This window comes from Nocardioides sp. TF02-7, assembly GCF_022437945.1.
GTDB lineage: Bacteria > Actinomycetota > Actinomycetes > Propionibacteriales > Nocardioidaceae > Nocardioides.
In genome coordinates this window covers 3,464,589-3,484,232 of sequence record NZ_CP092535.1, presented here as the reverse complement: position 1 = coordinate 3,484,232, position 19,644 = coordinate 3,464,589, and the positions used below count along the sequence as shown (strand labels likewise).

At 73.3% G+C, this 19,644-nt stretch carries 20 protein-coding genes and 5 pseudogenes; 8 read left to right on the top strand and 17 right to left on the bottom strand.

The genetic code is table 11. The annotated features are described in order from the left end of the window. Nucleotides 1-117 precede the first annotated feature (117 nt). The 3 genes from adhP to MF408_RS17950 are packed head-to-tail and all read left to right on the top strand — an operon-like array spanning nucleotide 118 to nucleotide 2,322. Entirely contained in the window at nucleotides 118-1,389 is a 1,272-nt protein-coding gene (adhP, locus tag MF408_RS17960; RefSeq protein ID WP_240248825.1) for an alcohol dehydrogenase AdhP, read from the top strand. Continuing rightward, entirely contained in the window at nucleotides 1,344-1,496 is a 153-nt protein-coding gene (locus MF408_RS17955) for a hypothetical protein (protein WP_240248824.1), read from the top strand. The genes adhP and MF408_RS17955 overlap by 46 nt, the downstream gene beginning before the upstream one ends. Further along, nucleotides 1,462-2,322 carry an RNA polymerase subunit sigma-70 gene (locus MF408_RS17950; RefSeq protein ID WP_240252015.1) on the top strand — a complete coding sequence of 287 codons (861 nt, stop codon included), beginning with the start codon at nucleotides 1,462-1,464 and terminating at the stop codon, nucleotides 2,320-2,322. The genes MF408_RS17955 and MF408_RS17950 overlap by 35 nt, the downstream gene beginning before the upstream one ends. 81 nt (nucleotides 2,323-2,403) lie before the next feature. On the opposite strand, the gene MF408_RS17945 is transcribed toward MF408_RS17950, so the two are convergent. The 5 genes and pseudogenes from MF408_RS17945 to MF408_RS17925 form a co-directional block, all read right to left on the bottom strand. Further along, nucleotides 2,404-3,048: a response regulator transcription factor gene (locus MF408_RS17945; RefSeq protein WP_240248823.1), complete on the bottom strand. Its 645-nt coding sequence runs from the start codon at nucleotides 3,046-3,048 to the stop codon at nucleotides 2,404-2,406. Then, nucleotides 3,045-4,220, bottom strand: coding sequence for a histidine kinase (locus tag MF408_RS17940; RefSeq protein WP_240248822.1), 1,176 nt, complete (start codon nucleotides 4,218-4,220; stop codon nucleotides 3,045-3,047). Before MF408_RS17940 ends, MF408_RS17945 begins: the two co-directional genes overlap by 4 nt. A gap of 28 nt (nucleotides 4,221-4,248) precedes the next feature. After that, nucleotides 4,249-4,857, bottom strand: coding sequence for an MMPL family transporter (locus MF408_RS17935; RefSeq protein WP_240248821.1), 609 nt, complete (start codon nucleotides 4,855-4,857; stop codon nucleotides 4,249-4,251). Between the two features lie 411 nt (nucleotides 4,858-5,268). Further along, a pseudogene (locus MF408_RS17930) lies at nucleotides 5,269-6,248 on the bottom strand (MMPL family transporter). A 210-nt stretch (nucleotides 6,249-6,458) separates the two neighbouring features. After that, nucleotides 6,459-7,305: pseudogene (locus tag MF408_RS17925) on the bottom strand (formylglycine-generating enzyme family protein). A 359-nt stretch (nucleotides 7,306-7,664) separates the two neighbouring features. Here MF408_RS17925 and MF408_RS17920 point away from each other — a divergent pair. Both MF408_RS17920 and MF408_RS17915 read left to right on the top strand, forming a co-directional pair. Continuing rightward, nucleotides 7,665-9,389, top strand: a complete 1,725-nt coding sequence (locus MF408_RS17920; RefSeq protein ID WP_240248820.1) for a sulfatase-like hydrolase/transferase — start codon at nucleotides 7,665-7,667, stop codon at nucleotides 9,387-9,389. 123 nt (nucleotides 9,390-9,512) lie between these two features. After that, nucleotides 9,513-9,683, top strand: coding sequence for a hypothetical protein (locus tag MF408_RS17915; protein ID WP_240248819.1), 171 nt, complete (start codon nucleotides 9,513-9,515; stop codon nucleotides 9,681-9,683). Here MF408_RS17915 and MF408_RS17910 read toward each other — a convergent pair. Beyond that, the gene (locus MF408_RS17910) at nucleotides 9,680-10,009 is read right to left on the bottom strand and encodes a hypothetical protein (protein ID WP_240248818.1); all 330 of its coding nucleotides are present in this window, start codon (nucleotides 10,007-10,009) and stop codon (nucleotides 9,680-9,682) included. The genes MF408_RS17915 and MF408_RS17910 overlap by 4 nt on opposite strands. Before the next feature lie 68 nt (nucleotides 10,010-10,077). Beyond that, complete coding sequence (locus MF408_RS17905; RefSeq protein ID WP_240248817.1) at nucleotides 10,078-10,725, bottom strand: M15 family metallopeptidase; 648 nt, start codon at nucleotides 10,723-10,725, stop codon at nucleotides 10,078-10,080. A gap of 90 nt (nucleotides 10,726-10,815) precedes the next feature. Between MF408_RS17905 and MF408_RS17900 the strand changes: the two genes are divergently transcribed. The 3 genes and pseudogenes from MF408_RS17900 (at nucleotide 10,816) to MF408_RS25815 (ending at nucleotide 12,605) form a co-directional block, all read left to right on the top strand. Further along, nucleotides 10,816-11,511 (top strand): response regulator transcription factor, encoded by a 696-nt coding sequence (locus MF408_RS17900; RefSeq protein ID WP_240248816.1) that lies wholly within the window; start codon nucleotides 10,816-10,818, stop codon nucleotides 11,509-11,511. Nucleotides 11,512-11,566: 55 nt separating this feature from the next. After that, nucleotides 11,567-12,070 (top strand): annotated as a pseudogene (locus tag MF408_RS27070) (HAMP domain-containing protein); the annotation flags it as partial. Nucleotides 12,071-12,281: 211 nt separating this feature from the next. Continuing rightward, complete coding sequence (locus tag MF408_RS25815; RefSeq protein ID WP_275693216.1) at nucleotides 12,282-12,605, top strand: ATP-binding protein; 324 nt, start codon at nucleotides 12,282-12,284, stop codon at nucleotides 12,603-12,605. Here MF408_RS25815 and MF408_RS17890 read toward each other — a convergent pair. The 10 genes and pseudogenes from MF408_RS17890 to argF form a co-directional block, all read right to left on the bottom strand. Continuing rightward, a complete protein-coding gene (locus tag MF408_RS17890; protein WP_240252014.1) occupies nucleotides 12,597-12,695 on the bottom strand; it encodes a TraR/DksA C4-type zinc finger protein in 99 nt (32 codons plus the stop codon). The two genes, MF408_RS25815 and MF408_RS17890, sit on opposite strands and share 9 nt — an antisense overlap. 246 nt (nucleotides 12,696-12,941) lie before the next feature. Beyond that, nucleotides 12,942-13,460, bottom strand: coding sequence for a DinB family protein (locus MF408_RS17885; RefSeq protein ID WP_240248815.1), 519 nt, complete (start codon nucleotides 13,458-13,460; stop codon nucleotides 12,942-12,944). Nucleotides 13,461-13,464: 4 nt separating this feature from the next. Then, complete coding sequence (locus MF408_RS17880) at nucleotides 13,465-14,088, bottom strand: hypothetical protein (RefSeq protein WP_240248814.1); 624 nt, start codon at nucleotides 14,086-14,088, stop codon at nucleotides 13,465-13,467. A gap of 16 nt (nucleotides 14,089-14,104) precedes the next feature. Further along, nucleotides 14,105-15,085 carry a cation-translocating P-type ATPase gene (locus tag MF408_RS17875; protein WP_240252012.1) on the bottom strand — a complete coding sequence of 327 codons (981 nt, stop codon included), beginning with the start codon at nucleotides 15,083-15,085 and terminating at the stop codon, nucleotides 14,105-14,107. Further along, nucleotides 15,079-15,492: a hypothetical protein gene (locus MF408_RS17870; protein ID WP_240252010.1), complete on the bottom strand. Its 414-nt coding sequence runs from the start codon at nucleotides 15,490-15,492 to the stop codon at nucleotides 15,079-15,081. Before MF408_RS17870 ends, MF408_RS17875 begins: the two co-directional genes overlap by 7 nt. Nucleotides 15,493-15,712: 220 nt before the next feature. Further along, a pseudogene (locus tag MF408_RS25810) lies at nucleotides 15,713-15,907 on the bottom strand (hypothetical protein); the annotation flags it as partial. Nucleotides 15,908-16,025: 118 nt separating this feature from the next. Next, nucleotides 16,026-16,616: pseudogene (locus MF408_RS17865) on the bottom strand (HAD-IC family P-type ATPase); the annotation flags it as partial. Beyond that, nucleotides 16,613-17,419, bottom strand: a complete 807-nt coding sequence (locus MF408_RS27065; protein WP_345893760.1) for a universal stress protein — start codon at nucleotides 17,417-17,419, stop codon at nucleotides 16,613-16,615. The pseudogene MF408_RS17865 and the gene MF408_RS27065, both read right to left, overlap by 4 nt. Nucleotides 17,420-17,653: 234 nt before the next feature. Beyond that, nucleotides 17,654-18,640 (bottom strand): carbamate kinase, encoded by a 987-nt coding sequence (gene arcC, locus MF408_RS17850; protein WP_240248813.1) that lies wholly within the window; start codon nucleotides 18,638-18,640, stop codon nucleotides 17,654-17,656. 1 nt (nucleotide 18,641) lies between these two features. After that, nucleotides 18,642-19,643 carry an ornithine carbamoyltransferase gene (argF, locus tag MF408_RS17845; RefSeq protein ID WP_240248812.1) on the bottom strand — a complete coding sequence of 334 codons (1,002 nt, stop codon included), beginning with the start codon at nucleotides 19,641-19,643 and terminating at the stop codon, nucleotides 18,642-18,644. Nucleotide 19,644: the final 1 nt, after the last annotated feature.

Genomic DNA, 19,644 nt, shown 5'->3' with positions numbered 1-19,644 from the left:
CGGGAGGAACAAGGTCCCACGGACGGGGGTCGCACGCCCGTGGCGGCGCGGAGCCTCCGGCTGGAAGGTGGAGGTGCCGGAGTGACCGGCGCCCGAGCGGATCCAGGAGGAAGCATCATGAAGGCAGCAGTCGTCGACAGTTTCGGGGCACAGCTTCGGATCGAGGAGCGCGACGTCCCCGAGCCCGGCCCGGGCCAGGTGCTCGTGCGGCTGGAGGCCAGCGGGCTGTGCCACACCGACATCCACGCCGCCCGCGGCGACTGGCCGGTGAAGCCGACGCCTCCGTTCGTGCCCGGCCACGAGGGGGTCGGCGTGGTGGAAGCCGTCGGCGACGGCGTGACCGCTCGCGCGGTCGGCGACCGGGTGGCGCTGCCCTGGCTCGGCCACGCGTGCGGGCACTGCGACCACTGCGTCGCCGGGTGGGAGACCTTGTGCGAGGAGCAGCAGAACACCGGCTACTCCATCGACGGCTGCTTCGCCGACCACACCGTCGCCGACGCGACGTACGCAGTGCCCGTACCCGACGGGGTCAGCAGCTTCGACGCCGCCCCGCTGACCTGCGCCGGTGTCACCACCTACAAGGCCGTCAAGGTCGCCCACGTCAGGCCGACCGAGCGGGTCGCCGTGTTCGGCATCGGCGGTCTCGGCCACCTGGCCGTGCAGTACGCCCGCATCGTCGGCGGGACGGTGATCGCCGTGGACGTCGACGACGACAAGCTCGCGATGGCCGCCGAGCTCGGCGCCGACCACCTCGTCAACGCCGCCACCCAGGACCCGGTCGCCGCCATCGAGTCTCTCGGCGGCGCCGACGTCGCCATCGTCCTCGCTGTCATTCCCGAGGTCTTCGAGCAGGCCTTCGCCGCCCTGCGCCGCGGTGGCCGCCTCGTCTGCGTCGGCCTCCCGCCCGAGTCCGACGGCCCGATGGCGCTTCCGATCTTCCCGACGGTGCTCAAGGGCATCTCGGTCATCGGCTCCATCGTCGGCACCCGGCAGGACCTCCTCGAGGTCTTCGACCTGCACGCCCGCGGAAGGACTCGCGTCATCGCCGAGCCCCGCAAGCTCGACGACGTCAACGCCGCGATCGACGAGGTCCTCGCGGGCCGGACCACGGCCCGGATCGTCTTCGAGATGTGGGGGCCGACTCCACAGCACCTGCGTGCTGCTCGCCTGCAGGTCCGGGCTGACCGCCGGCACGGCCAGGTGCAGCACGATCAGGTCCACGCCGATCAGTTCCGGTGCGCTCGGGCGTCGACACCGAGAGACAGACCTGCGACCTTGGAGGCACCGTGGAGACGACCGAACCCCGACCGACGAGCCTCGTGGGCGCCGACGAGGCGGCGTTCATGCGGGTGGCGAGCACCGGTGACGCCGGCGGCTTCGCGTTGCTGACCGAGCGCTACCGCCGGGAGCTGCTGGTGCACTGCTACCGGATGCTCGCGTCGTACGAGGACGCCCAGGGACCTGACCCAGGACACGTTCCTCCGTGCCTGGGCTAAGCGGGAGACGTTCCACGGGCGGGCGTCGCTGCGCACCTGGCTCTACCGGATCGCGACCAACGCCTGCCTCGACTTCCTCGAGAAGCGCAGGGACCGGACGCCGGTCCCCACCGATCTCCACGGCGACGGCGGCACCGGGACCGAGGTGCGCTACCTCCAGCCGTGGCCCGACAGCCAGCCGGACGACCCGCACGAGCGGGCGGCAGCCAAGGAGACCGTCGAGCTCGCCTTCATCGTGGCCGTGCAGCACCTGCCGGCGCGGCAGCGCGCCGTCCTGATCCTCCGGGACGTGCTCGGGTGGCCGGCCCGGCAGACCGCCGACACCCTCGGCCTCACGCTCGCATCGGTCACCAGCGCTCTCCAGCGCGCCCGGGTGACGATGCGCGAGCACCTGCCCGACGGCAGGCTCGACTGGAGCGCACAGGCGCGGCACGAGCTGACCGCCGACGAGCAGAAGCTGGTCGCGGCGTACGTGCGGGCGCACGAGGCGCTGGACATCGAGACGCTCACGGCGCTGCTGCGCGCCGACCTGCGGTTCGCGATGCCGCCCGAGCCGGGCGTCTGGGTCGGCCGTGACGCGACCGTCCGGGCCTGGGTCGACGGAGGCTTCGGCAGCGGTGAGTACGCCGACTGGAGGTGCCTCACCACGACGGCGAACGGCCGACCTGCGGTAGCGATGTACCTGCGCCGTCCGGGGTCGCCGACCTACGAGGCCTTCGCCCTGGACGTCCTCGGCATCGCGGACGGCCTGGTCGCCGAGATCACCACCTTCGGCGGCAGCGTTTTCGGGTGGTTCGGGCTGCCTCCGCAGCTGGCGCCGCGCTGAACGTCACGGCGCCTCGTGCCGGGCGAGCCGACCACCAGCGCGCGGGCCCGCGGTGGTCGATGTCGAGGTCCGGCACGACGCCTACGGCAACCCGGCTTCGTACGCGGCGATCACGAGATGGACCCGGTCACGAGCGCCCACCTTCGCGAGGATGCGGCCCACGTGGGTCTTGGCGGTCAGCGGGCTGACGACCAGCTCGTCCGCGATCTCCTGGTTGCTCCGGCCTACGGCGACCAGCCGGAGCACCTCGCGTTCCCGCGCGGTCAGGCTGGCCAGCCGGTCGGGCGCCGGCGCGTCCGGGCGACTCAGCGCACGGGTGATGACCGCCCTGGTCGCGCCGGGCGACAGCAGCGCCTCGCCCGCCGCGACGGTGCGGATGCCGTCCAGCAGCGCGTCCGCACGGGTGTCCTTCGGCAGGAAGCCGCACGCCCCCGCGCGAAGCCCGCGCAGCACGTTGGTGTCTGTCTCGAACGTGGTCAGGATCAGCACCTTGCTGCCGCTCGATCGATCGTCGGCGTAGATCTGACGGGTCGCCTCGATGCCGTCGGTGCTCGGCATCCTGATGTCCATCAACACGACATCGGGGCGCAGGTCCAGGGTCATCGTCACCGCCTCGTCGCCGGTGCCGGCCTCCCCGACGACCTCCATGTCGTCAGCGGAGTCGACCAGCAGCGCGAGCGCGCCGCGCACCAGGGTCTGGTCGTCGGCGAGCAGGACCCGGATCACGACGGCACCCGCCAGATCTCCGGCAGCGGCAGGCTGGCGCGTACCTCGAACCCTCCGGACGCGCCGGGCCCGGCGGACAGCTCGCCGCCGACGGCCTGCGCGCGGCCCGACATCCCGGCGATCCCGAAGCCGGCCGCCGTCACGGTCGCGTCCGGTCGTGCCGGCCCGCGGTCGACGATCGCGATCCGCAGCCGGCGGCCGTCCTGGTCGAGTCGGACGGTCGCGTGCTTCGCCGTCGAGTGCCGGATGACATTGGTCAGCGACTCCTGGATGATCCGATAGGCCACGACGGACACCGTCGACGGTAGCTCGTCCGGCAGCCCGGCAGCCTCCACGTCGACCCGGACGTCAGCCGCCTCGGCCATGTCCACCAGGCGTTGCAGCTCGCCGAGCCGGGGCGCTGGCTCGGTCGGCTCGGTCTCGCCACCGTGCAGGACGTCCAGCACGGCACGCAGCTCGTGGAGCGTGGCTCGGCTCGTGTCCGCCAGGTCGTGCAGTGTGCTGGAGAGCTCCTGCAGCGGCGCATCGGCCGGCCTCGGCAGCTGGTCGATGAGGTGCGCGGCGACCGACGCCTGGACGTTCGCGACCGCGAGACCATGGGCCAGCACGTCGTGCAGCTCGGCGGCGATCAGTACTCGCTCCTCGGCCACCCGCCGCTCGACCTCGTCGGCACGCTCCTGTTCGAGCCGCGCAGAGACGGAGGCCTTCCAGGCTTGGTGGAAGCGGACCGCCAGCCCGGCGAAGAAGGCCATGAACAGCCAGCCGACGCCGAGGAGCGCATCGCCGGGTGCCCCTGACGCCTCGTCGGCCACGACCGGCACGGTCACCGCACCCACGGCCACCAGGGCGGCGACGGCCCGCCGCTGCGGCTCGCTGTAGCGCGCCGCCGTGAACGCCGCCACGAGCGAGGCCGGCATCGTGGCCTCGTGGGGGTAGTCGAGGAGGTGGTACGGCGTCGACACGGCGAGGACCGCGAGGACGACGGGGATCGGCCAACGCCGACGGGCGAGCAACGGCGCCGACATCGCGCCCAGGAGCGCGACCGCCCCCAGATCCACGCTTCGCCCGCCGTCGAGATCGACCGCCTCGAGCGTGATCGCGACGACGAGGCCGAGCACGAACGACCCCGCCGCCAGCAGCCGATCGGCCACTGGCGGACGGAGCGCCGTCATCGTTCACCCACGATCATCGACACCGTCCTCACCCACCCGCGAGAGCCCGCTGGGCCACCAGATCCTCGAGCCCAGCGACATCGTCAGTGCGGGGGACCACGACGGACCGCACCAGCAAGGTGTCGATGAGCACACCGACGGCGACCAGTATCCCGATCTCGACGAGCATGACGAGCGGCAGCGAGGCGAGCACCGCGAACGTCGCCGCCAGCACGACGCCGGCCGACGTGATCACCCCACCTGTCACTGCGAGGCCACGCTTCGTGCCCTCGACAGTGCCGTGCCGCACGGCTTCCTCACGTATCCGGGTCATCAGGAAGATGTTGTAGTCGACACCGAGCGCGACCAGGAACAGGAAGCCGATCAGGGGCACCGACGACTCCAGCCCGGCGAAGCCGAGCACCTGGCCGAACAGCAGGTTGCACAGCCCGAGGGCTCCGAAGTACGACACCACGACGGTGGCGACCAGCACCAGTGGAGCCACGATCGCCCGCAGCAGCAGCCCGAGGATCGCGAGCACCACCAGCAGGATCAGCGGCATCACCAGGTTGCGGTCGGACTCGTTGGTCTCGACCTCGTCGAGCTTCTCGGCGCTCGACCCGCCGACCAGCGCGGCCTCGCCGGCGACCTCGCGCACGTTCTCCCGCAGCTGCTTGATCGTCGCCGTCTCCCCCCGCGCTCTCCGGGGGATCGACCGGGGAGCGCCGAGATCTCCACCCAGTCGTCGCTGGACCGGCCCGTCTCGGCTCGGGCGACCCCGGGCGTGCCTTCGACGGCAGCCAGGACCTCGCGGCTCTGGTCCGGCCGGCTCATCACGGTGATCGGCTGACCGCTCTCCTCGGGGAACCGCTCCTCGATCAGCTTTGCCCCGGTCACCGAGTCCGGTGTCGAACGGGCGAACTGGTCCAGCTGCGGGAGCGAGCCGCTCGCACCCACGGTGCCCAGCGCAAGACCGCCCAGGACCACCAGCGGGACCGCCCAGCTGACCACGCGGCGGCGGGCCACCAGCTCGCCGAGTCGAGCCCAGCCGGACCGGGACTTGTGTGCCTCACCCCCGAGCCGGGGGGACGAACGGCCAGAAGACCCGGCGTCCGAGCACCACCAGGAGGGCCGGGAAGAGCGTCAGCATGACCAGCAACGCCGCCCCGATGCCCGCCGCACCCACCGGGCCGAGTCTGCTGATGCTGTTGAGATCGGCGGCCAACAGGCACAACAAGCCGGCCGCCACCGTTGCCGCCGAGGCGAGGATGGCCGGGCCGGCCCCCGCAGCGCCGGCAGCATCGCGTCGATCGGCCGTTCGTGGCGGTGCAGCTCCTCGCGGTAGCGAGCCACGAGCAGCAGGGCGTAGTCGGTGCCCGCGCCGAAGACCAGCACGATCAGCAGCGCCGAGCTCATGCTCGTGATGGTGAAGTCGAAGATCTGGGTGAGCGCGTAGACGGTGCCCATCGCCGTGATCGCCGCGACCCCGACCGAGGCGAGCGGAACCAGCCACAGCAGCGGACTGCGGTACGTGAGGATCAGCAGGAGCGCCACCACCACGGCAGTGGCGAGCATCAACGTCGCGTCGACGGCGTCGAAGACCTCGTCCATGTCGGCCCCCAGCGCGGTCGGACCAGTGACATGTGCGTTCAGGCCACTCGGCAGGTCGTCGAGGAGGGCACGTGCGTCCGCGGTGGCACCGGCCTCCTCGGCGACCGCGTCACGGTCGAGCGGAAGCGCGTACATCAGCGCCGTGCCGTCGTCGGAGTCGACGATCTCGGGCAAGGTGCCGGTGCCGAATCGCTCCGCCAGCGCGGTCCGGCCGCGTTCGACCGCCTCCCGATCTCCCGGCTGGAGCCCGCCCGGTCGTTCGTGCACGACCACGATCAGGCCGCTCTCGCCGCCAGGCAGGCCGGCCTCGGCCTCCAGCACCTTGGTCGACTGGGCGCTGGCGGGCAGGTAGTCCGCCTGCCCGTCGCGGGTCACCGAGTCGAGCTTGCCGGCGAGCAGGTAGCCGCCCACCAGCAGCCCGATCCACGCGACCACCATGACCCAGGGCAGCACGGCCTTGGTCCGGGATCTGTTGGGTCTCTTCTCGGCGCCGGTGTGGTCGGGCGCCGCTAGCTCAGTGGTCATGGCGACCACGCTGTCAAGGAGGCGGCGCTGGCGCGTCCGGCCACGGCAGACACTTCGGCGTACTCCGCGCGGCGTACGGCTGCCCCTCCTTCCGCCCGGATCGACCGACCGGCCGAGGCTCTCTCACACCGCGTCGTTGGCGCAGCGGAAGCCGATGTTGGCCGAGGAGGACTCGGCGGTGTTGGAGGAGCGGGCGGCGACGCGGTAGCGGTTGCAGTAGCTGTCGTGGCACAGGTAGGACCCGCCCCGCATCACTCTCCGCACAGTGGTGTCGTCGGCCACCGGTGGCTCCGCCGCGACCGGGTCGACGACCGGTTCGTCGCCTGCCCGGTCGGCGTACTCGGTGGGGCGGAACGCGTCGAGGCACCACTCCCACACGTTGCCGACCGTGTTGTGCAGGCCGTAGCCGTTGGGCTGGAACGCCGTCACCGGCGCGGTGGTGAGGTAGCCGTCGTCGAGAGTGTTGCGCCGGGGGAACTCGCCCTGCCAGATGTTGCAGCGCCAGCGCCCGCGAGGGGTCAGCTCGTCGCCCCAGGGGTAGCGCGCCCGGTCGAGGGCCGCCGCGGGCGGCGTGCTCCCACTCCGCCTCGGTCGGCAACCGCTTGCCCGCCCAGTGGCAGTAGGCCCGGGCGTCGCGCCACGACACGTGGACGACCGGGTGGTTCTGGAGGTCGCTGATGCTCGATCGCGGGCCGGCCGGGTGGCGCCAGTCGGCGCCGCGGACCGCCAGCCACCACGGCACGCCGGCGGCCCGCTGGACGATGTCGCCCGGGCCGGCCTCGACCGCGAGGTGGAACACCGCGGACACTCCGTCGCGCTCGGCATCGGTGACGTACCCCGTCGCCTTCACGAAGGAGGCGAACTGGGCGTTCGTCACCGCCTTGGTGTCGATGAAGTACGGCGAGAGCCGGACCTGGTGGACGGGCCGCTCACCGTCGGCGGCATACCCGTCGCCGTGGCTGTCGCCCATCCAGAACGTGCCCGCGCCGATGAGGACCTGCCCCCGGGTGCTGCGCTCCCCCGGCGGCACGGGCGACACCGCGCTGTGGACAGGACGGTGTCCGGCCGCTGTCACCGCGGCGGAGGGAGCGCAGCACGACCCTGCGGTCCCGGCGTGCTCGTGCGAGGGGTGTCCGCTCGGCTCGAGGAGGGGCAGCAGAGCGCGGCGGGAGCGGGGGTCGGTCGTCATGACCTCAAACTACAGTAGTTCAGTTGTGTTATACGTCTTCAAGCGTGCCGCAGCAGGAAATGCCGACACGGCCTCATTGTTGACTATCCAAGTTGACTAACAATAGTTTTCAGCGACCGTTCCCGACCGAAGGAATCTCGATGCCATCCCGCAAGCTGCTCACGGCGATCGCTGCGCCCGCCGTCCTCACCCTGGCCAGCCTCGCTCCCGTCCTCGGCACGTCACAGGCGAGCACCGCGAGCGCCGGCCCCCGACCGGCCGACGCGCCGCGCCCCAACCTGGTCTTCGTCATGGCCGACGACCTCGGCTGGGCCGACCTGGGCACCGGCCGGGTCAACGGCGGCCACGACAACGACTTCAACGAGACACCCGCCCTCGACCGGCTCGCCGCGGAGGGCCAGGTGTTCACCGAGGCCTACGCGTCCGTCCAGTGCAGCCCGACGCGGACCGCCCTGCACACCGGCCAGTACGGCACCCGCCCGACCAACAACGTCTACTCCGTCGGCGCCGGCACGGGCTCCGAGACCAGCCCGCTGCGCGGCGTGACGCAGGGGCGGCCCGAGGACGGGAGGCACGCCGTGCCGGTGAGCTACCCGACCATCGGCGAGACCCTCCAGGACGCCGGGTACACCACCGGCTACACCGGCAAGTTCCACGTCACCGGGTCGGTCGAGGAGATCGTGACCAGCCACGGGTACGACGAGAGCTGGGGCGGCGGGCCGAATTCGCACGCCACCTACTACTTCGCCACCGACGGCCAGTTCAACGAGACGGTGGCGCCCGAGCTCGACCAGTTCGCCGAGGACTACACCCAGGAGTACGTCGACGAGAACATCGCGCCCTACAGCGACGGCGTCGGTGATGCCCAGCTCGACGCCCTCGTCGGCACCGACAAGCACGTGACCGACGCCCAGACCGACGCGACCCTCGACTTCATCGAGCGCCGCAAGGACGACCCGTTCTTCCTCTGGGTGAGCCACTTCGCGCCGCACTTCCCGGTCAACGACGCGCAGGCGCGCCCGGACCTGCTGGCGAAGTACCGTGCCAAGGCTCCCGGCGACGCGCCCGCCAAGCCGTCGTACGCCGCCCCTGACCGAAGGCGTCGACCAGTCGGTGGCCCGCATCATCGACTACCTCGAGGAGACACCGGACCCGCGCAACGGCGGCAGGCCGCTCGCCGACAACACCCTGGTCATCTTCACCTCGGACAACGGCGGCGAGGAGGACCCGGTCAACTCCGGCGCGTTCAACGGCCCGCTCCGCGGCGACAAGGGGCAGGTCTACGAGGGCGGCGTGCGTGTGCCGTGGATCGTGTGGAGCAAGAACCGCGACCTGGTCCGGGGCGGCGGTCGCGCCAACGAGACGATCGTCAACAGCACGGACCTCTACCCGACGCTCGCCTCGTACGCGAAGGCGAAGCTGCCGCGCCGGGTCCCGCTCGACGGCGTCGACCTCAGGCGGGCGTTCAGCCGGGGCACCACGATCGAGCGCGACCACTTCCACCACCTGCCGGCGTACGTCGGGGTGCAGGGCCCGCGTCCACCGTCCGTGACGGCCGGTGGAAGCTCCACTACGACTACACCGACGGCTCGTTCGAGCTCTACGACCTGGCCCGCGACCTCGGCGAGACCACCGACCTCGCCGCCCGCAAGCCCGGGCTCGTGCACCACCTCGGCCGACAGCTGATCCGGTGGCTCGACGAGACGAACGCGCCGCTGGCGACGCTCCGCGAGGGACAGCCGACGCGCGTGCTGAGGCGCTTCACCGGCGAGACCTACGTCGACGGGAGGATCAGGCGGCACCACCGCGACACCATCACCGTCGCCGCGGGCGAGCCGGTGCCGTTCCTCCTGCCGCGGCCGTAGCACCAGGGGGACGTGAGGAAGGACGGGCCCGGGCGCGCGCTGCGCCCGGGCCCGTCCACGCGTCGGAGGGTCCGGCCGCGCCGAAGCGATGAACGGCCCGCTGCGTTGCTCTATGGTCGGCCCATGACGACGAGCGGGAAGAAGCCGGGTCGGGCCGCGAGCGAGGCGGACTTCCGCAGCCTCCCACCGAGCCCGCAGGCGGAGGAGACCATCGCGAGCGTCGACACCAGCGTCGTCGCCGACCCGGACGCCGTGCGCAACGTCGACCAGCACCACGCCCTGCGGGAGGACTAGGACACCGCCCTCCGGTCGGTCAGCGTTCTCGCTCGGTCGGTTCCGGCACGTCGGCGCTCCAGCGGGCGCGCCGCTGCTCGTCGGTCTGCTCCCCACCACGGATCGCCGCGCTCACCGAGGGCCACCTTGGCCGCCTGCACCCCCGCGCGAGCCGCGCGTTCGCGGTCGGTCCCCTTGGTGCGGCGCACCTCGCGCCGCCACGCCATGAGGATCCGGGTGAGCTCCTCGCGCCGCTGCTCGGGTATGGCGGGGTCCGTGGCACGCCAGCGGCGGCCCCCGATCACGAGGTGCCGTCCGTCCGGGGTCCGCGCCGGCGGCTCGCTCACGCCCCCAGCCTAGGGCGGCAGGGGGCAGGCCGAGGCCACTGCCATCGGCGGCGGTCGCTGGTCCCGCGTCATCGCCGCAGCCGCGGGTCCTGCGTCGGGTCGGCGTACGTCGGCGGACAGCCGGCCGTGACGGCTTGCGGCCGCAGCTCGAAGTGCCACGGCTCGTTGTCGTAGACCCGGCACAGCCCGTGGTCGGCGCCGTGGTCCGCGAGCCACGCCGCGGCCGCGGCGGGACCGACGTCGACCGCCTCCCCCGCCACGTGCGCCGAGGTCTGCGGGGTCGCGACCCAGCGGGCCGCCTCCGACTCCGAGCCGTGCTCCACGACCGCCTCGTCCAGCAGCCGCTGCTGGTAGTCCGCCGACCGCCAGCCGCTGTTGACCTGCAGGACGACCCCGTCGTCCGCGGCCTCCGCCGTCGCCGCGCGGAGCGCGTCCAGCAGGGCGGGGTCGAGGTTCGCGATCGCGGCGTACTGCCCGTCGAGAGCGGTGGCACCCTCGGGGAGGAGTCCTTCGGCGACACCGTGGCCACGGGCTCGCGGCAGGTGGTCGGGCGGCAGCCGACGGTCAGGCTCGGCGGAGAACGGTGACCACACCGTCGAGACGGCGGTCGGCAGCGAGCCGACGGCAGCAGCGCCGACGAGCAGGCCGACGACGAGCACCAGGACGACGGCCGTCCAGCGGCGGCGGGCGGCAGGGGCAGCGGGAGGTCCGGTCATGCCGCCAGTCAAGGAAGGGCGGCGTTGCGACGGCGTATCCGGTTTCCGATACGCCGCCGATATCCCCGGAGCCCTAGCATCGAGGGCGCTATGCGTGTGCTGATCGTGGAGGACGAGCCCTACCTGGCCGACGCGATCCGCGACGGACTCCGCCTGGAGGCGATCGCCGCCGACGTCGCCGGGGACGGCGACACCGCGCTCGAGCTGCTCGGCGTCAACACGTACGACGTCGCCGTGCTCGACCGCGACATCCCCGGGCCCTCCGGCGACGAGGTCGCGCAGCACATCGTCGCGTCCGGCAGCGGCACGCCGGTGCTGATGCTCACCGCCGCCGACCGGCTCGACGACAAGGCGTCGGGGTTCGAGCTGGGCGCCGACGACTACCTGACCAAGCCGTTCGAGCTCAGAGAGCTGGTGCTCCGGCTCCGGGCGCTGGGCCGGCGGCGCGGCCAGGTGCGACCGCCGGTGCAGGAGCTCGCCGGGCTGCGGGTCGACCCGTTCCGCCGCGAGGTCTTCCGCGACGGCCGCTACGTCGCGCTGACGCGCAAGCAGTTCGCGGTGCTCGAGGTGCTCGTCGGGGCCCAGGGCGGGGTCGTCAGCGCCGAGGAGCTCCTCGAGCGGGCCTGGGACGAGAACGCCGACCCGTTCACCAACGCGGTCCGGATCACCGTCTCCGCCCTGCGCAAGCGGCTCGGCGAGCCGTGGCTGATCGCGACCGTCGCCGGCGTGGGCTACCGCATCGCCACGCCGCCCGGGCCGGACGGGGACGGAGCGCGCGGTGGGTAGGCCGCCCGGCCTGAGCGTCCGCCTCAAGCTCACCCTGAGCTACGCGGGCTTCCTCATGGTCGCGGGTGCGCTGCTGCTGGCCGTGGTGTGGGTGTTCCTCCTGCGCTACGTGCCCGACGGCGTCATCGTCACCGATCCCGGCGCCGGCCGACCGAGCCTCTTCGTGCCCAACCGCTCCGACCTCGAGCGGGCGTTCGTGCCGCGTGCCCTCTGGGCGCTGGCGTTCCTGCTCGTGCTCGGCCTCGCCGGCGGGTGGTTCCTCGCCGGCCGGATGCTCGCGCCGCTCAGCCGGGTCACCGAGGCGACCCGGGTGGCCGCGACCGGCTCGCTCTCGCACCGGGTCGCGCTGCCCGGGCGCCAGGACGAGTTCCGCGAGCTCGCCGACGCCTTCGACTCGATGCTGGCGCGGCTCGAGGCGCACGTCGCGGAGCAGCAGCGGTTCGCCGCCAACGCCTCCCACGAGCTGCGCACGCCGCTCGCGATCAGCCAGACGCTCCTCGACGTCGCCCGCAACGACCCGCACCGCGACGTCGACGAGCTCGTCGAGCGGCTCCACGCCGTCAACACCCGCGCGATCGAGCTCACCGAGGCGCTGCTCCTGCTCAGCCGCGCCGACCAGCGCGCCTTCGCCCGCGGGCGGGTCGACCTGTCGCTCCTCGCCGAGGACGCGGCCGAGACGCTCCTCCCCCCTGGCCGAGAAGCGGGGCGTCACCATCCACACCGCCGGCGACGTCGCGGCGGCCACCGGGTCGGCCGCGCTCCTGCTCCCGATGACGACCAACCTCGTGCACAACGCAGTCGTCCACAACCAGCCGGAGGGCGGCGCGGTGTGGGTGACGACGACGGCGCGACCGGGGGCCGCCGAGCTCGTCGTCGAGAACACCGGCGCGGCCCTCCCGCCGGATCTCGTCGCGACCCTGGCCGAGCCCTTCCAGCGCGGCACCGAGCGCACCCGCTCCGACCACGCCGGCGCGGGCCTCGGCCTCGCGATCGTCGACCGCATCGTCCGCGCGCACGACGGCACCCTCTCCCTGGCCGCCCGCCCCGAGGGCGGGCTGCGGGTCACCGTCGCACTGCCGGCGCCGTCACGCTGAGCGGCGCGCAGCGCACCGGATGCAGAGCCGCGCCACCGGTCTCGCCTCCAACCGACCCTCGCCGATCGGCTCCCCGCAGCGCTCGCACACGCCGTACGTGCCCGCCTCCAGCCTCGCCACCGCCGCGTCGATCTCCCCGAGGTGACGCCGCGCCTGCCCCACGAGGGCGCCGACCTGCAGACCGCTCGAACGCGATCGTCGCGCCCTCCGGGTCGTGCTCGTCGTCGGCGTTCGTGTCCTTCGACGCCGCGACCACGGCGTCGAAGTCGTCGGTCAGGCTGGCCAGCCGGAGGAGCGTCTGCTCGCGCTCGGCCTCGAGCTGGGCGCGGGCGTCGCTCACGTGGCCACCGCCGACGTGCCGGAGGAGCCGTCAGCCCGCGCGGCCAGCACCTGCTCGCGCAGGATGTCGGCGTGGCCGCAGTGCTGGGCGATCTCGCGGAGCATGTGCGCATAGATCGCCCACAGCGCCCGGGATCCGCGGCCGGTCACCTCGTCGTGCAGGGACAGGTCGGCGACGAGGCGACGGGAGTCCGCGCACGCCTCGGCGTACGCCGCCCGGACCGACGCGATCGTGTCGGTCCGGCGCAGGACGAACGAGCGGTCGGGCGTCGGCGGTGCACCGATCTCGCGGAGGCTGCGCCCGGTGAGGGCCTGGTTGAACCAGACCTTCTCGACGTAGGTGACGTGCTTGACCAGGCCGAGCAGCGTCGTACGGGACGGGACCAGCGACCGACGGGACTCCTCCTCGGTGAGGCCGTCCAGGCTGGCGGCCATCATCGCGCGGTGCTCGTCGAGCAGCTCGTCCATCCGGCGGCGCAGGTCGTCGGTCCACGCCGGTGCGTCGATGTCGGTCACGGGTTCATGGTGGCGGATGGCCCCAACGGCCGGCGCCGGACGCGACGCTGGCCTGCCGGCGCGCGAGCTCGAGACCCGCTGCCCATCCCGGCGCACGCCCTCCCTGCGGCGGCTCCGCCGCATCGGCGCCAGCCCGGGCGAGCAGCCACGCGACCACGGAGTTCGAGTTCCACATGTCGCCGACCTGCAGCTCGTCGCGCCCCCACACGTGTGTGGGCACGTCGCGGACCAGGCGCAGCACCGCCCGCGCGCACGCCCGGTCCCCCACCAGGGTCGGGCTCTCCACCGCGTGGGCCTCGTCGGGCAGCACTCCACCGCGCCAGCACCGCACCTCGTAGCGGAACAGCCGGCTCCGCCCGAGCAGCCGGTGCCCCACCGGGCCGCCGCTGACCACGCCCCGGTCCGCCTCGGTGCGCCCCCACTCCGGCCCGACCTCGATGACGTGGGTCGCCCCGTCCAGGTGGACCTTCAAGGCCGAGTGGAAGAGCCGCCGGCGCGGGCGCCGCCCGGCGGCCGCGCACACCGCCTCGTACGCCGTCCCGGACCACCGCACGAGCGGCGAGCCGTCGGCTCCCAGCGGGATCCAGTAGAGGTCGACCCGGTCGGTGGAGGTCTCGTCGGACGTCATCGCGCGGCTCCTGGCGTCACGCGTCCCGCTGAGGGACGCGCCGCAGCACCCGCACCACCACTCCCGGCACCGCCGCCAGCGCCAGCACGGCGATCCACGCCGAGGCGGCGAGCGGCTGCGTGCCGAGCAGCTCGCGCATCGGAGCCCACGTGACGGCGACCAGCTGCAGCGCCGCGGCGAGCAGCACCGACAGCTCCAGCACCCGCTCCCCGCGACCGCCGCCCTGCCGCGGCGCGCGCAGCGCCAGCGCCAGCCCGAGCTGGGCGAGCCCCAGGGTGAGGAACACCGCGGTGGAGACGTGCCAGCCCTCGACGTCGGCGAGCAGGCCCGCTGCCAGGCTGACGACGGCGATGAGCGCCCCGCCGCCGGCGATCTTGGCCGCGATGCCGCCGAGGACCGAGCGCTCCGGTGAGGGCGACGGCCGGCGCATCAGCTCCGGGTCGAGCGGCTCGCTGCCGAAGGCGACGCCGGGCACCCCGTGCGTGACCAGGTTGATCCAGAGGATCTGCCCCGGCAGCAGCACCATGCCCATCCCGAGGAACGGCGCGAGCAGGATCACCACCACCTCGGCCAGCCCGCCGGAGAGCCCGTAGCGGAGGAAGGTGCGGATGTTGGCGTAGATCCTGCGGCCCTCGGCGACGGCGGCGACCACGGTGCGGAGGTTGTCGTCGGCCAGCACCAGGTCGGCGGCCTGTCGGGCGACCTCCGTACCGCGGTCGCCCATGGCGACGCCGATGTCGGCCCGACGCAACGCCGGAGCGTCGTTGACGCCGTCGCCGGTCATCGCGACGACGTGCCCGCGAGCCCGCCACGCGTCGACGATGTCGACCTTCTGCTCCGGCCGGATCCGTGCGTAGACGTCGATGTCCTCCACCTGCGACCTGTGCTCGCCGCGGCCGACGGCGTCGCCGTCGAGGACGCCGCCGTCCGCGGTCGTGATGCCGATCTCCCGCGCGACGGCGCGCGCGGTCGCGGGGTGGTCTCCGGTGATCAGCACCGGCCGGATCCCCCGCCGCTCGGCAGTCGGCGATGACCGACGCCGAGTCCGACCGGGCGGGGTCGACGAGCCCGACCAGGCCGACGAGGTCGAGGCCGCCGTCGACGTCGTCGGCGTCGTCGGCGACCGCCAGCACCCGGAAGCCCTGCTCCGCCATCCGGCGGGCCTCGGCCGACGCCGCATCGCGGACGTCGCCGGGCCGCAGCAGGCCGAGCACCGTCTCGGGCGCACCCCTTGACGACCCGCAGCGGGCCGGAGTCGGTCGCGTGGGTGGTCGACATCCACATCCGCTCGCTGTCGAACGGTGTCTCGCCGAGCCGCGCCCAGCGGTCGGGCGCGCCGAGCAGGCCGACGTCGTACGCCGCCGCGGCGACCAGCAGGGCGCCCTCCATCGGGTCCCCGATCACCGTCCATCCACCCGTCTCGCCCCGCACCCTCGGCACCGTCGGCCGGCCGCAGGCGGGCGTCGTTGCAGAGGACGACGTCACGCAGCAGCCGGCCGGCCGACGGCGGGACTTCGTCCGGCGCCCTGCCTCGGGGCCCGAGGAGGTCGGTGGGTCCGTCCGGTGTCCACAGCCGGCGAACCGTCATCCGCCCCTCGGTCAGGGTGCCGGTCTTGTCCGAGGCGAGCACCGACACCGACCCCAGCGTCTCGACGGCCGGCAGCCACCGCACGACGGCGGACTGGCGGGCCATCCGGTAGGCGCCGAGGGCGAGGGCGACCGAGACCACGGCCGGGAGGCTCTCGGGGATCGCGGCCACCGCCAGGCTGACCGCGAGGATCAGTGCCTCGCCGAACGGTTGCCCGTCGGCCAGGCCCACCACGACCACCAGGACCGCGATGACGCCGGTCACGGCGACGAGCTGGCGCGAGAGCCCCCTGCAACCGGCGCTGGAGCGGCGTCGCCCGGACGCCGGTCGACGCGATCAGCGCGGCGATCCGGCCTAGACCGCTGTCGGCGCCGGTCCGGGTCGCGGTGGCGAAACCGCGGCCGCGCGTGACGACGGTGCCGGCGAGCAGCTCCTCGCCCACCGCGCGGGCGACCGGCACCGACTCGCCGGTCATCGACGACTCGTCCACCTCCAGCGAGACGGCCTCGGCGAGCTCCAGGTCCGCCGGCACGACGTCGCCGGCCTCGAGCCGCACCGCGTCGCCGACCACCAGGTCCGCCGCGTCGATCTCGACCAGCCGCCCGTCCCGGCGGACCCGTGCGCGGGGAGCGGCGATCCGGTCGAGCGCCGCGATCGCGTTCTCCGCACGCACCTCCTGGACGACGCCGATCACCGTGTTCACGACGACGACCGCCGCGATGATCACGGCGTCGGCGCCGTCGCCGACGGCGAGGACGACGGCGAACGCGCCGCACAGCAGCAGGATCATCGGGTCGCCCAGCTGCCGGGCGACCCGGGAGCCGAGGCTCCGCGGGCGGGGCCGCGGCACGACGTTGGGACCGTCGCGCGTGAGGCGGGCCGCCGCCTCGGCGGAGGACAGGCCGGCTGCTAGGCGGTGGCCGGTCGGGGTGTCGGTCATCGCAGCATCGTGCCCGCCTTCTCGACCGCCGCCAGGCCGAGCATCTCGTCGGCCGGGACGACCGCGACCGGGCAGGCCGCCGATCGGAGTACGGCCCGCCCGACGCGGCCGAGATGGGGGCCGAGCACCGGCAGCTTGCGCCGCAGCACGACCAGCAGGTCGGCGTCGGCCGACGCCTTGACGAGTGCCTGGGCCGGGTCGTCGTGCACCACCTCGACGGTCACGGGGACCATGGGGTAGGCGCGGCGCCACTCCTCGAGCACACCGGCGGCCATCGTTCGTGCGGCCTCGTCCCACACCGGTCCGTGCGTCCGCAGCTCGACCGCGTCGGCGTACGGGTTCGGGAGCGCCCAGGCATGGACGACGCGCAGGCTGCTGCCGCGCGCCGCCGCGGCGGCGAAGGCGACACCCAGCAGTGCGTCGGCGTGCCCCGGGTCGCGGAGCCCGACCGCGACCACGCCGCGCGACGAGGCGTCGGCGCGCCAGTCGTCCGGGACCACCACGGCCGGAACCGGGGACGACCGGGCGACGTTGCCGGTGGTGGCGCCGGTGACGAGCCGCTCCACGGGCGTCTTGGTCTCGTGGCCGAGCACGACGAGCTGCGCGTCGTCGGCGTGCCGGACGATCTGCTCGGCGACGGAGCCGGCCGTCTCGACGAGCTCGACCGCAGGCGCGACGTCGGCGGCCGCGACCTCCGCCGCGACCGCCCGCGCCACCTCCCCCAGCGACCGTGCGGATCTCCGCCTCCACCTCCGGGAACCCGCGGTACGCCGCCCCGAAGTCCGGCTCCACGTGGACCACACGCAGCGGTGCCCGGCGCTTCCCCGCCTCCGCGACGGCGTACCGCAGCGCCGCCAGCGTCCGGTCCGTGCCGTCGTAGCCCACGACCACCGGTCGGTTCGTCTCGGTCCTGATGGTCTCGCTCATGGCGGGAACCTCCTCGTCGTCGCTGTGGCTCCAGCCTCACCGACCCGGCGGGTCCCTGCGAGGGCCGCGGCTCCCCTCCCCGGAGGACCTTGGTCCTTGATGGAGCCTGGTCACACGGAGGCCTCGTCCGCGCCGAGCTGGCGCCTGACGAGCCGGGGCCCGGCGGCCCTCGCCACACCGTCGTAGAGCCCCGACGGGGTCACGACGGTGCCGGCCCGGCCGGTCATGATGGCGTTCGCGTCCTCCAGCGCACCGATCGCCGCCATGCCGCCGGTGAGCTCGACGAAGCGGCACACCGCGTCGACCTTCGGGCCCATGGAGCCGCTGGGGAAGTCGATCGACCGCAGGCCGGCCGGCGTCTCGCGGCGGATCGGGGCCTCGGCGGGAGTGCCGTACCCTCGCATCACCGCTGGGACGTCGGTGAGGACGAGCAGCGCGTCGGCGTCGAGCGCCTCGGCCAGCACAGCGCTGGTGAGGTCCTTGTCGACGACGGCCTCCACCCCGCGGAGGTCGCCGTACTCGTCTCGGACGACCGGCACCCCGCCGCCGCCGGCGCAGACGACGACGGCTCCGCTCTCCAGGAGCAGCCGGATCAGCCGGGTCTCCACCACGCGCTGCGGTCGTGGCGACCCGACCACCCGCCGCCAGCCCGAGCCGTCCTGGCGCACCGTCCAGCCACGCTCTGCCGCCAGCCGTTCCGCGGCAGCCCGGTCGTAGACCTCGCCGACGAACTTGGTCGGGTGGTCGAAGGCCGGGTCGGCCGCCTCCACGAGCGTCTGGTTGATGATCGCGGCGACCTGACGGCCGGGGACCTTGTTCTGCAGGGCCTGGAGCAGCCAGTAGCCGATCATGCCCTGGGTCTGGGCCCCCAGGACGTCGAACGGGTACGGCGTCGTGAGGTGCGGGTCCGAGGCGCTCTGCAACGCCAGCACCCCGACCTGCGGACCGTTCCCGTGGGTGATGACCAGCTCGTGCTCGACGGCGAGGGACGCGAGCGCGGCGACGGCGCGGCGGACGTTGGCCTCCTGCACCTCCGCGTCCGGCTTCTGACCCCGACGGAGGAGGGCGTTGCCGCCGAGGGCCACGACGATGCGCATCTCAACCGCCCAACGTCGCGACCAGCACGGCCTTGATGGTGTGCATCCGGTTCTCGGCCTGGTCGAACACGATCGAGTGCCGCGACTCGAACACCTCGTCGGTCACCTCCAGCGCGTCCATGCCGGTCGCCTGGAAGAGCTCCTCGCCCACGGTCGTGTGCCGGTCGTGGAACCCGGGCAGGCAGTGCATGAACCGCACCTTGGGGTTGCCGGTGGCCTTCACGACGTCCATGTCGACCTGGTAGTCGCGCAGCAGCTCGATCCGCTCGCGCCACCGCTCCTTGGGCTCCCCCATCGACACCCAGACGTCGGTGTAGAGGAAGTCGACGCCGGCGACGCCCTCCGCGACGTTGTCGGTGTGGCGGATCCGCGCGCCGGTCTCCTCGGCGATCTCCCGCGCCTGCGCGACGATGCCGGCGTCGTTCCACAGCTCGCGCGGCGCCACGATGCGCACGTCCATCCCCATCATCGCCCCGGCGACCAGGAGCGAGTTCCCCACGTTGTTGCGGGCGTCGCCCAGGTAGGCGAACGCGATCTCCTCGTCGGGCTTCCGTGCGTGCTCGCGCATCGTCAGCATGTCGCAGAGCATCTGCGTCGGGTGCCACTCGTCGGTCAGCCCGTTCCACACCGGGACGCCCGAGCACGCGGCCAGCGTCTCGACGTTCTCCTGGCGGGACCCGCGGTACTCGATGCCGTCGTACATCCGCCCGAGGACCCGGGCGGTGTCCTCCATCGACTCCTTGTGGCCGATCTGGGAGCCGGACGGGTCGAGGTAGGTCACCCTGGCGCCCTGGTCGAACGCCGCCACCTCGAACGCACACCGGGTGCGGGTCGAGGTCTTCTCGAAGATCAGGGCGATGTTCTTCCGCTCCAGCCGGGGCTGCTCGGAGCCCGCGTACTTCGCGAGCTTGAGCTCGGCCGCCAGGTCGAGGAGGAACTTCCACTCCTTCGGGGTGAAGTCGACCTCCTTGACGAAGCTGCGGTTGCGCAGGTTGAACGCCATG

Bases quoted from the DNA above. Each gene is read 5' to 3' on its own strand.
- adhP (WP_240248825.1), top strand. From the start codon at position 118: ATGAAGGCAGCAGTCGTCGACAGTTTCGGGGCACAGCTTCGGATCGAG.
- MF408_RS17900 (WP_240248816.1), top strand. From the start codon at position 10,816: ATGCGTGTGCTGATCGTGGAGGACGAGCCCTACCTGGCCGACGCGATC.
- MF408_RS25815 (WP_275693216.1), top strand. From the start codon at position 12,282: ATGACGACCAACCTCGTGCACAACGCAGTCGTCCACAACCAGCCGGAG.
- MF408_RS17880 (WP_240248814.1), bottom strand. From the start codon at position 14,088: ATGACGTCCGACGAGACCTCCACCGACCGGGTCGACCTCTACTGGATC.
- MF408_RS17915 (WP_240248819.1), top strand. From the start codon at position 9,513: ATGACGACGAGCGGGAAGAAGCCGGGTCGGGCCGCGAGCGAGGCGGAC.
- MF408_RS17905 (WP_240248817.1), bottom strand. From the start codon at position 10,725: ATGACCGGACCTCCCGCTGCCCCTGCCGCCCGCCGCCGCTGGACGGCC.
- MF408_RS17920 (WP_240248820.1), top strand. From the start codon at position 7,665: ATGCCATCCCGCAAGCTGCTCACGGCGATCGCTGCGCCCGCCGTCCTC.
- MF408_RS17955 (WP_240248824.1), top strand. From the start codon at position 1,344: ATGCGGGTGGCGAGCACCGGTGACGCCGGCGGCTTCGCGTTGCTGACC.
- argF (WP_240248812.1), bottom strand. From the start codon at position 19,643: ATGGCGTTCAACCTGCGCAACCGCAGCTTCGTCAAGGAGGTCGACTTC.
- arcC (WP_240248813.1), bottom strand. From the start codon at position 18,640: ATGCGCATCGTCGTGGCCCTCGGCGGCAACGCCCTCCTCCGTCGGGGT.
- MF408_RS17940 (WP_240248822.1), bottom strand. From the start codon at position 4,220: ATGACGGCGCTCCGTCCGCCAGTGGCCGATCGGCTGCTGGCGGCGGGG.